The organism is Marinobacter nauticus (assembly GCF_003634635.1).
Classification (GTDB): domain Bacteria; phylum Pseudomonadota; class Gammaproteobacteria; order Pseudomonadales; family Oleiphilaceae; genus Marinobacter; species Marinobacter nauticus.
This window is the reverse complement of sequence record NZ_RBJB01000003.1, coordinates 522,946-534,995: the sequence shown is the minus strand read 5'-3', so window position 1 is coordinate 534,995 and position 12,050 is coordinate 522,946. Positions and strand designations below refer to the sequence as shown.

The 12,050-nt window shown below is 57.9% G+C and carries 7 protein-coding genes; 4 read left to right on the top strand and 3 right to left on the bottom strand.

Annotated elements, in window-relative coordinates; all coding sequences use genetic code 11:
- Positions 1-14: 14 nt before the first annotated feature.
- On the top strand, positions 15-2,003 hold the full coding sequence (locus tag C7436_RS08415; protein WP_121207447.1) for a putative bifunctional diguanylate cyclase/phosphodiesterase: 1,989 nt from the start codon (positions 15-17) through the stop codon (positions 2,001-2,003).
- On the opposite strand, the gene ubiT is transcribed toward C7436_RS08415, so the two are convergent.
- The 3 genes from ubiT to C7436_RS08400 form a co-directional block, all read right to left on the bottom strand.
- Positions 1,978-2,523 (bottom strand): ubiquinone anaerobic biosynthesis accessory factor UbiT, encoded by a 546-nt coding sequence (ubiT, locus tag C7436_RS08410; RefSeq protein WP_170155422.1) that lies wholly within the window; start codon positions 2,521-2,523, stop codon positions 1,978-1,980. The two genes, C7436_RS08415 and ubiT, sit on opposite strands and share 26 nt — an antisense overlap.
- Before the next feature lie 90 nt (positions 2,524-2,613).
- Positions 2,614-3,273 (bottom strand): two-component system response regulator NarL, encoded by a 660-nt coding sequence (narL, locus tag C7436_RS08405; RefSeq protein WP_121207445.1) that lies wholly within the window; start codon positions 3,271-3,273, stop codon positions 2,614-2,616.
- 28 nt (positions 3,274-3,301) lie between these two features.
- Positions 3,302-5,158, bottom strand: coding sequence for a histidine kinase (locus C7436_RS08400; protein ID WP_121207443.1), 1,857 nt, complete (start codon positions 5,156-5,158; stop codon positions 3,302-3,304).
- Positions 5,159-5,340: 182 nt separating this feature from the next.
- Here C7436_RS08400 and C7436_RS08395 point away from each other — a divergent pair, with 182 nt between their 5' ends.
- From C7436_RS08395 to narH, 3 genes are all read left to right on the top strand, one after another.
- Positions 5,341-6,600 (top strand): MFS transporter, encoded by a 1,260-nt coding sequence (locus C7436_RS08395; RefSeq protein ID WP_121207442.1) that lies wholly within the window; start codon positions 5,341-5,343, stop codon positions 6,598-6,600.
- Between the two features lie 130 nt (positions 6,601-6,730).
- A complete protein-coding gene (locus C7436_RS08390) occupies positions 6,731-10,474 on the top strand; it encodes a nitrate reductase subunit alpha (RefSeq protein ID WP_121207903.1) in 3,744 nt (1,247 codons plus the stop codon).
- The gene (gene narH, locus C7436_RS08385) at positions 10,471-12,048 is read left to right on the top strand and encodes a nitrate reductase subunit beta (protein WP_121207441.1); all 1,578 of its coding nucleotides are present in this window, start codon (positions 10,471-10,473) and stop codon (positions 12,046-12,048) included. Before C7436_RS08390 ends, narH begins: the two co-directional genes overlap by 4 nt.
- The last annotated feature ends 2 nt before the right edge of the window (positions 12,049-12,050 follow it).

Here is a 12,050-nt window from a genome sequence, read left to right as displayed (position 1 = left end):
TTGGGAGTCCTTCTGTGACCAATGATGTGCCGAATGCCTTCGAAATCTTTCCCTGGAACCGGAATTTCGAAACCGGCATTGATGATATTGATCAACAGCACAGGGTGCTGGTCAATATCCTTAATCGGCTGGCCTGGCACTTTGCATCGGACACCTCCGAGTTAACACCCGATCAGATTCTCGATGAGTTGCTCACCTACGCGGCGTTTCATTTTGAATACGAGGAAGCGATCTGGAACCTAACCCTCGGTGAAGCGGTGATGGCGAGAAATCACCACGATGCACACCAGATGTTTTTTGCGCAGGTTGAGGAGCTGCGCAACAGCCGCGAACCTCAGGAAGAGGTGTTAACCAGGCTGTTTGACTTCCTCACACGCTGGTTAGCCTTCCATATCCTCGAATCAGATCGCCGAATGGCTCTGACGGTTGAGTTGGTTCAGCAAGGCCTGGAAGTCAGTGAGGCAAAAAACCGGGTCGATGCAGAGCTGAGCGGTTCCGCCTCTGTGCTGGTCAACGCGCTGTTGGAAATTTACGGAAAACTGTCATCAAGCACGATTCAGTTAATGCGGGAGAAAATGGCCCGCTTGAGGGCCGAAGATGAGCTGTCCCGAATACAGCATGAAAGGCTGAATCAGGCCCTGGAAGAACAAGCCCGAGAATATCAGCACCATCTGGAAACGCTCGCTTACACCGATGCCTTGACCGGCCTCTGGAACCGAAACGGCATCGTCCGCCGAATTCGTGAATACCTTGCTGATGACGTGAGAGCTGGGAACTCGGCAGCGCTTGTGTCTATTGATCTTGATAACTTCAAGGATCTCAACGACTGTCTGGGAGAAGATGCCGCAGACCGACTGCTTGGCTTGCTCTCCCGGCGGTGGCTGGATGCGATCCCGGCGGATGCCTGCCTGGCGCGAACAGGTGGTGATGAGTTTGCATTGTTGCTGCCGGATGCCAGCCAAGCCGAGTCGCGGCTGGAAGCTCTGCGTTTGACGGCCAGTCAGCCTTTTGAACTTGACGGTGTTGAGGTTTCCGCGGGATTTACGGCTGGTGTTGTCCTGTTTCCGGATGGCGCCGTTGAGGACGCAGACAGCTTGCTGAGGCAGGCGGATAATACCCTGTATCGGGCAAAACACGAGATGCGCAGTGGCTGGCTTTATCTTGATGCCGGCGAGCGGAGCCAGTATCGAGCCCGTCAGTTGTTACTGGAGGACATCCGCAGGGGGCTCAACCAGGATGAGTTCCGGCTTTATTTTCAACCCAAGGTTAATCTCCGGACTGGAGAGGTTTTGGGCGTTGAAGCGCTGATCCGCTGGCAACATCCGCAGGAAGGGCTGCTCCCTCCGAGTTACTTCCTGCCCGCCATTGAGCATCACACGCTGAATATTCAGGTTGGTGAATGGGTGTTGAGAAACTCTCTGCTGCAGATACAGCGCTGGGAGCAAGAGGGCGTCAGGGTCAATGTCAGCGTTAACATTGCTGCCAACCATCTTCAGTCTGATCACTTTGCCGGGCATCTGACCAAAATCCTGTCGGCCTTTCCGGGGGTTGACCCTGTCAGGCTAGATCTGGAAATCCTGGAAACCGCTGCACTTGGGGATTTGGACAAAGCCGTACAGACCATTGCGGATTGCCGTGAGCTTGGGGTGACCTTCTCCCTGGATGACTTTGGTACTGGCTACTCATCGTTGTCTTATCTCAAGCGCCTTCCTGTCGATACTCTGAAAATCGATCGGGAGTTTGTATCCGGCATTGAGGATAACGGTGAAAACCTGTCGATTCTTCAGGGGGTGATCGGTCTGTCGCGGGTTTTCGGGAAGCAGGTGGTTGCGGAGGGCGTGGAAACTGTCAGGCAAGGTGAGATTCTGTTGAGCCTCGGGTGCGAATGCGCTCAGGGATTTGCCATGTCTCCGCCCATTGAAGCGACCCTGATCCCTGCCTGGATTAACCGTTGGAGAACGTTCCCGGAATGGGCGCTTACCAGGGTTTCAGAAAATCCCTGAGCCGCAGATGCCAGTCCAGGCTGTCGAGCAGGTTTTTCAGGGCCAGCCCCAGTTCAGTATCCCCCTCGATAACCAGCCGGCGCTGGAAGAACAACTGATCGGGGTCTTGCTTTCGCTCCGCCAATGTACGGAATGCACCAACGGACCCCCGGATGGTGGCTTCACCGGGTCCGTTCAGCACCCGCAGGCGCCCGGCCCAGTAACCGAGGGTAATGCCTGGCTGGCCGCCATTGATTTCGAGGCGGATTCGACGTCCCTCGAAATCGTCGAATTCACCTTCTGCAATGGCGTCCGAGAAAAGCCGGTTGAGGGGCGCTTCCGCTGCCAGTTGTTTCAGGGCGACGGGCATTCGCTGATCAATGCCGTTCAGGAGTGGCACCGGTGACGGGGCATACTCCCGGATCACGGCTAGGGTCTGGCTCGCAAGGGGATTGTGCTGGAGTTGATTGCTCAGGCGTTGCAGCTGCGCGAACCCGGGTGGTGTGGGCAATTTGCCGAAACTGGGCAGGGTAGGCAGCATGGCAGGCTCTCCTGAAATCATGAAACAGACAGGGAGAGCCTACCTCAAACCGCAATAAACGGATTTGATATAACTCAGGGGAATGAACAGTCAGCCCTTGTGCAAGCCTTCCTCGACCGCCCAGACGGCGACTTCCACCCGCGAGCGCAGGTTCAGCTTTTTCAGCAGGTGCTTGACGTGGACCTTGACAGTGCCGTCACTGATGTCGAGTTTACGCCCGATCATCTTGTTGGACAGGCCTTCGGCAATCAGCCGGAGAATATCTTTCTCCCGCGGCGTCAGGCTGTCGAAGTCGGGACGGCTGGTCTGCTGCGGTTTGTTGGAACGCAGGGCTTCAGCCAGCAGGGTCGTGAGGCGGTCACTGATCACCATCTTGCCCACCGCCGCCTGGTGCAACTGGGCGATCATGTCCTCGGGCTCCATGTCCTTGAGCAGGTAACCGTCGGCGCCCGCCCGCAATGCCGCGACCACATCGTCTTCCTGGTCTGAGACAGTAAACATAACGATGCGCGAGCTGACATTCTTTTCCCTGAGCTTTCTCAGGGCTTCGATGCCGTCCATTTCCGGCATGTTCAGGTCCATCAGGATCAGGTCCGGCTCCAGCTCGGTGGCCAGACGGATGCCATCGGCGGCATTGCTGGCTTCGCCGATCACTTCCATGTCGTCTTCCATGCCGATCAGCTGTTTGATGCCCTGGCGCAGCAGCGGGTGGTCGTCGATCAACAGAATGCTTGCGGGTGTCTCAGACATTGTTTCTCTCTTTTGTCCTGCGCTCGGCTCAGGCCGGCGTAGTTTCCGTTGGAATCAGATTGCGGCTCTTGGGTACGAATGTTAGCGCGACTTCCACGCCGCCTTCATCCCTGTTTCGCACATTAACCTTGCCGCCGAGTGTGCGGGCACGGTCCTGCATGATAATCAGGCCATAGTGGTTCACGGGCTGGTCGCCACCCGGTAATCCCCTGCCATTGTCCTGTATGCTGGCCCGCACTTGTGGTGAATCGAACACTACTTTTACAGCTATGTCAGTGGCATCGGCGTGTTTGACGGCATTGGCCAGCCCTTCACGAATGATCTGCAGGGTGTGGATTTCCTCATTGGGCGACAGCGTCTGGGGCGGCAGGTTGTATTCAAACGCTACCGGTTTACCGAGGCGCTCTGAGAATTCGTCGATGGTTTTACGCAGGGCAGTCGCCAGATCAGGCGTATCCAGTTTCAGCCGGAAGGTGGCCAGCAGTTCTCGCAGCTGGCGGTAGGCGCTGTTCAGGCCAGTGCTCAGTTCATCCAGGATGTCATCGTGGATGGGCTTCTGCTCGCCATCAATGTTCAGCCGGCGCAGACGGGTCACCTGCATTTTCAGGTACGAGAGCGATTGTGCCAGGGAATCGTGTAGCTCCCGGGCAATCACCGTGCGTTCTTCTGCCAGCGTCAGCTGTTGTTCTTCGGTGATCTGTTTTTCCAGGAAAATGGCAGTTGCCAACTGGTCGGTCAGGGTCTCCAGCAGGCGGCGCGAGGTCTCCGGTAATCCTTTTTCAGCCGGATACCAGACCTCCAGTGTGCCCAGCAACTGCCCGGGAGTTCGGATTGGCAGCAACAGCCGCCGGCCATCATTATTTTCCAGCGGCATCTCATCATAGACCTCGGGGGTTACCAGACAGGCATTGCAATGGTGATCCCGGCAATAGAAGGGGCGTTTGGGTGTGGCAGTGGTAATGGCCTCCACCGGTTCTGCCGATTCCTTGTCATGCAGGAACAGGCGGATAGGACCGATGCCCAGCAACTGCTCCAGATCCTGCAGCATCGGGATGGCGCCACTGCACAGATCATGATTGGCGAACAGCCCTCGGCTGGCGGAGTGCATTACCTGCAGAGCCGCATGGCTGATTTCAAGTTCCTCGGTTTTCTGCCTGGCCCGGCTTTCAAGCTCGTAGTAGGTCAGCGCCAGTTCACTGGTCATCTGGTCAAAGGCCTGGCCCAGTTGTGCCAGCTCATCGGAGCCTTTGAGATCGGCTTTGTGGCTGAAATCCTGTTCGCCCACGGCGGTGGCAATGCCCACCAGTTTCCGCAGCGGCCGGAGAATGCGGTTTTTGAGGTCCAGAAACAGGGCGAGAACAATCAATACCGAGAACACCATGCTGATGATCTGGATAAGGTGCAGCAGGTCGATTCTGGCCTCGGTGCGTTGTTCCAGCATGGAGACCAAGCGATCCACTTCTACCGTGTAGCTCTCCACTGTCGTGATCATTTCGGCGGATAGAGGGGCGCCAGTCTGGTGGCTCTCCAGTGACGGTTTGAGCTGATTGGCCCAGCCGTATTCCACGGTTTTATATTGTTCGACGAGGGGGTGATCATCGGTGCGGGGAATGGAACGGATGATGGCGGGATCCCTGAGCCTGTCCTCGTACTCCTCAATGCGTTGATCAAGGGTTTCAGTGTTTTCCACGGGACTTTCAGAGGCCGATCTTGCCGCCAGTTGGAATGCTCCCATACGCAGTGAACCGGCAAGGTTGATAGCAGTGGCATTGCCCTCAATGCTGTTGGACACAGCCAGAGTGGTGGCCATGCTGACAATGGCCGTCAGCACGATGGCGCCGATAACAACAGCCAGTCGATTTACTAGCGGGCTTCTGGAGGTCATGGATAGCTTCAAGGCTCAAGGGATGTGGATAGTGACAGGCAGCAAAATTATCGTGGAAAACGCGCCGTCGTGATACCTCCTTGAGGATAGTCAATTACCCCAATGGTTTATAACCCATCATAGCCTTTGACCCGTGTTCAGGCAAAAGTCGAGACTAAAGAATGGGATTCAGGGAGCGTGTAATGCAATCGGAACGGGATGAAGAGAGGTTAGCATCTCTGGCAGTAGTGTTGCCGTTGGCGCTGACCGGCTTTGTGGTGGCTGCCGGTTGCTGGACACTGTTTGCGGTTGCCGGCGTGCATCTCCGAGCCGACCTGGGTCTGAGCAGTTTGCAGTTTGGGATTCTTCTGGCCATGCCCATGGCGGTCAGCGCCATACTTGCGATTCCGGCCGGGCTTGCGGCGCAGCGATATGGTGCCCGTGAAGTCATGCTGTTGTGTCTGTGCGGTCTTGCTGTGTGCATGGGGATACTGCTGCTGACAAACACCTACATTGGCTACCTTATTGCCGCCGCCGGGCTGGGGCTGGCGGGCGGTTTCTACGGCGCCGGTCTGCAGTTTGTGGTCAGTCATTGCCAGCCCAGGCGGCTGGGTCTCGTGCTCGGGGTTTTTGGCTCCGGGGTAACCGGAGCGGGTTTCAACTATTATCTGGTGCCGCTGTTCCATGAGGCGTTCTCCTGGCAGGGCGTACCTCTGGCCTACCTCATTACCCTGCTTCTGGTGATCGCGCTGTTGATTATGCTGACCGACGCCACGGTTGAAGAAGACGAAAGCCGTGAACGATCAGCCAGAGAAATTCTCGGGGTGATCCGGCAGGGTCGGAATCTACCCCTGTGTTTGTATTTCGGTGTGGTTGCCGGCAGTTTCTTTGCGCTGGCGTTGTGGCTTCCGGATTTCCTCTCAGGCCAGTATGGTCTTACGCTGGATTCCGGGGCCCGCCTGGCGCAATGGTTTGTCATTCCCGGTGCGGTGGCCCAGGTGGCCGGTGGAGGCTTGTCCGATCATTTCGGTTCCGCCCGGGTTGCGACGCGGGCACTGGCGGGTTGTCTGATGGCACTCGTGGTGCTGTCCTATCCCCCCATGACTTTGTTCATTACCGGCGTGGAAGAGGAACTGGTTGTGGAGTTTGCTCTGCCGGTTGTTCTTGAAAGCGCGCTGGTCGTGATTCTGGGGGTGGCCATGGGTACCGCCATGGGATCCCTTCAGCGTATGGTGATTCTGGCCAACCGACAGGAAGCGTCCCTGTTTGCCGGTGTATTGCTGGTCAGCGCCTGTGCCGTTGCGTTTGTCCTGCCAGTTGCGTTTGGTGGCTTGAACCTGTGGCTGGGCGTGCGTACGGCGGTGTTCATGATTCTCTTCGTGTTACTGAGTGTCAGCCTGCTGCTTTTCTCCCGACATGCCCGCAGAGAGGAGCGAAAGATGCTTCTCCAACCCGGGTTATAGGTCGCCTACCCACAGGGTGGTACACCCGGGTTATGTGGTAGTAACCACGCAGATTTCAGGGGTTTGATCCCACACAATGGTCTCCATTCGGAACAACGATCCGGCAAACGGGTTGATGGAGAGAGAGACCATGAGTCATTTGATCGACAAGTTGAACTACTTCAGGAAGAACCGCGAATCGTTCTCCAACGGTCACGGTGAAACCCACGAAGTGAACCGCGACTGGGAGAACAGCTACCGCCAGCGCTGGCAGCATGACAAGATCGTGCGCTCCACCCATGGCGTGAACTGCACCGGCTCCTGCAGCTGGAAAATCTACGTGAAGAACGGGCTGGTTACCTGGGAAACCCAGCAAACCGATTATCCCCGCACCCGCCCGGATCTGCCCAACCACGAGCCCCGTGGTTGCCCTCGTGGCGCCAGCTACTCCTGGTACATGTACAGTGCCAATCGCCTGAAATACCCGCTGATGCGCAAGAGCCTGATGAAGCTCTGGCGTGCTGCCCGTATCCAGTTCAATGACCCGGTGGAAGCCTGGGCCTCTATCGTTGAAGATCCCGCCAAGACCGCCGAGTACAAGCCTCGCCGTGGTATGGGCGGTTTTGTCCGTTCCAGCTGGGACGAAGTCAACGAGCTGATTGCCGCCTCTAACGTCTACACTGCCAAGAAGTTCGGCCCGGACCGTATCATCGGTTTCTCTCCGATTCCTGCAATGTCCATGGTCTCCTACGCCGCGGGCAGCCGTTACCTGTCCATGATCGGTGGCGTCTGCATGAGCTTCTACGACTGGTATTGCGACCTGCCGCCTGCCTCTCCGCAAACCTGGGGTGAGCAGACCGACGTGCCGGAATCCGCCGACTGGTACAACTCCGGCTACATCATCGCCTGGGGCTCCAACGTACCCCAGACCCGTACCCCGGATGCCCACTTCTTCACCGAAGTACGCTACAAGGGCACCAAGACCGTTGCCATTACCCCGGACTATGCGGAAGTTTCCAAGCTGTCTGACGAGTGGCTGAACCCGAAGCAGGGTACAGACGCCGCTCTGGGCATGGCCATGGGCCATGTGATCCTCAAAGAGTTCCATGTTGACAAGCCCAGCGAGTACTTCACTGACTACGTTCGTCGCTACACCGACATGCCCTACCTGGTCATGCTGGAACAGAAAGACGACGGCAGCTACGTACCGGGCCGCTTCCTGCGTGCCAGTGACCTGGTGGATGGCCTCGGTGAAGAGAACAACCCGGAATGGAAAACCATCGCCATTGACGAAAGCACTGGCGAACTGACTGCGCCGAACGGCTCCATCGGCTACCGCTGGGGCGAGAAAGGCAAGTGGAACCTGAAGCAGACCGCCAAAGGCGCCGATGTAAACCTTCAGCTGTCGATGGTTGAAAAGCACGACGAAGTCGTCGATGTCGCCTTCCCGTATTTCGGTGGTATCGAACACGACCATTACAACCACGTGGAATTCAAGGACATCCTCAAGCACAAGCTGGGTACCCGCAAGGTTCAACTGGCCGATGGTTCCGAAGGTCGCGTGGTGACTGTGTACGATCTGATGGTTGCCAACTACGGCATCAGCCGCGGCCTGGGTGACGACGATGGCGCCACTTCCTATGACGAAGTGAAGCCGTACACGCCTGCCTGGCAGGAGCAGATCACCGGCGTACCGGCCGAGAAAGTGATCCGCATCGCCCGTGAGTTCGCGGACAACGCTGACAAGACCAAGGGCCGCTCCATGGTCATCGTCGGTGCAGGTATGAACCACTGGTACCACATGGACATGAACTACCGCGGCCTGATCAACATGCTGATCATGTGTGGCTGTATCGGCCAGAGCGGCGGTGGCTGGGCCCACTATGTGGGTCAGGAGAAGTTGCGCCCGCAGACCGGCTGGCAGCCGCTGGCCTTTGGTCTCGACTGGCAGCGCCCGCCACGCCACATGAACTCCACCTCCTTCTTCTATGCTCACTCCGGCCAGTGGCGCTACGAGAAACTGGGCGTGGATGAAATCCTGTCGCCGCTGGCAGACAAGTCCAAATTCGGTGGCAGTCTGATCGACTACAACGTGCGGGCCGAGCGCATGGGCTGGCTGCCGTCTGCGCCGCAGCTGAACCGAAACCCGCTGACCATTGCCGCGGAAGCCGAGAAGGCCGGTATGGAGGTGGCGGACTACGTTGCCAAATCCATGAAGGATGGATCTCTGGCCTTCGCCAGTGAAGATCCGGAAGCGCCGGAAAACTGCCCGCGTAACCTGTTCATCTGGCGCTCCAACCTGTTGGGCTCCTCAGGTAAAGGTCACGAGTACATGCTCAAGTACCTGCTGGGCACCAAGAACGGATTGCAGGGCAAGGATCTGGGTGTCGAGGGTGGCGCCAAACCGGAAGAAGTGAAATGGCGCGACCAGGCGCCGGAAGGCAAGCTCGACCTGTTGGTGACTCTGGACTTCCGCATGTCCACCACCTGTCTGTATTCCGACATCGTTCTGCCGACGGCCACCTGGTACGAGAAGAATGACCTGAATACATCGGATATGCACCCGTTCATCCACCCGCTGACCGCGGCCACTGATCCGGCCTGGGAAGCGCGCAGTGACTGGGAAATCTACAAGGGCATTGCCAAGTCCTTCTCCAAGGCAGCCGAAGGTCACCTGGGTGTCGAGAAAGACGTGGTCACACTGCCGCTTCTGCACGATGCGCCGGCGGAGCTTGGCCAACCGTTTGATGTGAAGGACTGGAAAAAAGGCGAATGCGACCTGATTCCGGGCAAGACCGCGCCCAACTTCATCACAGTGGAGCGGGACTATCCGAACACCTATGCCCGCTTTACCTCCCTTGGCCCGCTGATGGACAAGCTGGGTAATGGTGGCAAGGGCATCAACTGGAACACCGAGAAGGAAGTGAAGTTCCTGGGTGATCTGAACTACAAGCATGTGGATGGCGCCAATGCTGGTCGTCCGAAGATTGAGAGTGCCATTGATGCCGCCGAGGTCATCCTGACCCTGGCGCCGGAAACCAACGGTCAGGTGGCGGTAAAAGCCTGGGCGGCGCTGTCCGAGTTCACCGGTCTGGATCACACCCATTTGGCCACCAACAAGGAAGAGGAAAAAATCCGCTTCCGGGACATTGTGGCTCAGCCACGCAAGATCATCTCCAGCCCGACCTGGTCTGGCCTGGAAGACGAGCACGTGTCCTACAACGCCGGCTACACCAACGTGCACGAACTGATCCCCTGGCGCACCCTGACCGGGCGTCAACAGTTCTATCAGGATCATGAGTGGATGCGTGCCTTCGGCGAGAGCCTGCTGGTGTACCGTCCGCCCATCAACACCAAGGCCGTGGGCAGCATGATCAACCAGCGTAGCAACGGGAACCCGGAGAAAGCGCTGAACTGGATCACGCCGCACCAGAAGTGGGGCATCCACAGCACCTACAGCGACAACCTGTTGATGCTGACTCTGTCCCGCGGTGGCCCGATTGTGTGGCTGAGCGAAGACGACGCCAAAGAGATCGGTGTGGAAGACAACGACTGGATCGAACTGTTCAACGCCAACGGCGCCATTGCCGCCCGTGCGGTGGTCAGCCAGCGGGTGATGCCCGGCATGGTGATGATGTACCACGCCCAGGAGCGGATCGTGAACATTCCAGGTTCCGAGATCACCGGTACCCGTGGCGGTATCCACAACTCGGTTACTCGGGTGTGTCCGAAGCCGACCCACATGATTGGTGGCTACGCCCAGTATTCCTACGGCTTCAACTACTACGGCACCGTAGGTTCCAACCGGGACGAGTTCGTGGTGGTCCGCAAGATGAAGAACGTGGACTGGCTCGACGGTGAAGGCAATGACTATGCTCAGGAGGCTGTAAAATGAAAATCCGTTCCCAAGTCGGCATGGTGCTGAACCTGGACAAGTGCATTGGTTGCCACACCTGTTCCGTCACCTGCAAAAACGTATGGACAAGCCGTGAAGGCATGGAATACGCCTGGTTCAACAACGTCGAAACCAAGCCTGGTATCGGCTACCCGAAAGAGTGGGAGAACCAGGACAAGTGGAAGGGCGGCTGGATGCGCGACAGCTCCGGCAAGATCCGCCCCCGCATTGGTGGCAAGTTCCGAGTGCTGGCGAACATTTTTGCCAACCCGGACCTGCCGGAAATCGACGACTACTACGAGCCGTTCGACTTCGATTATCAGCACCTGCACACCGCCGGTGACACCAAACACCAGCCGGTCGCACGGCCACGCTCGCTGATCTCCGGCGAGCGCATGAAGAAAATCGAATGGGGCCCGAACTGGGAGGAAATCCTCGGGACGGAGTTTGCCAAGCGCCGCAAGGACAAGAACTTTGACCAGGTGCAGGCCGACATCTACGGCCAGTTCGAAAACACCTTCATGATGTACCTGCCGCGTCTGTGCGAGCACTGCCTGAACCCGGCCTGTGTTGCCAGCTGCCCGAGCGGTGCCATCTACAAGCGGGAAGAAGACGGCATTGTGCTGATCGACCAGGACAAGTGCCGCGGCTGGCGGATGTGTGTCTCTGGCTGCCCGTACAAGAAGATCTACTTCAACTGGAAAACCGGCAAATCCGAGAAGTGCATCTTCTGCTACCCGCGGATTGAAGCCGGCATGCCCACCGTGTGCTCCGAGACCTGCGTGGGCCGGATCCGCTACCTGGGCGTGCTGCTGTATGACGCAGACCGCATCGAAGAAGTAGCCAGCACCCCGGGCGAGCATGAGCTGTACGAGAAGCAGCTGGAAATTTTCCTGGACCCGTTTGACCCGAAAGTGATCGAACAGGCGAAGAAAGACGGCATCCCGATGAACGTCATCGAAGCTGCCCAGCAGAGCCCGGTCTACAAGATGGCGGTGGACTGGAAGCTGGCCCTGCCGCTGCACCCGGAATACCGCACTCTGCCGATGGTCTGGTACGTGCCGCCCCTGAGCCCGATCCAGTCTGCGGCGGAAGCCGGCAAGGTTGAGTTCGACGGCGTACTGCCGAAGATCGAGAGCCTGCGGATCCCGGTCAAGTACCTGGCGAACCTGCTGACCGCCGGTGATGAGAAGCCCATCGTACTGGCCCTGAAGCGGATCATGGCCATGCGTTTATACAAGCGCGCCGAAACCGTGGAAGGCAAGGAAGACCTGCGTGCCCTGGAAGAGTGTGGTCTGACCAAGGCCCAGGCCGATGAGATGTACCGCTACCTGGCCATCGCCAACTACGAAGATCGTTTCGTGATTCCCACCAGCCATCGCGAGCTGGCCAAGGAAGCCTTCCCGGATGCGACCGCTTACGGCGAGCGCGGCGGTTGTGGCTTCAGCTTCGGCGATGGCTGCAACGGTGGTGACAGCGATTTCAGCCTGTTCGGCGGCAAGAAGCAGACCACCAGCATGGTCAGCAAGCTGGCGACCGTGAAGCAGGTTGACCCGAAGCAGCTGCAGGACTGAGG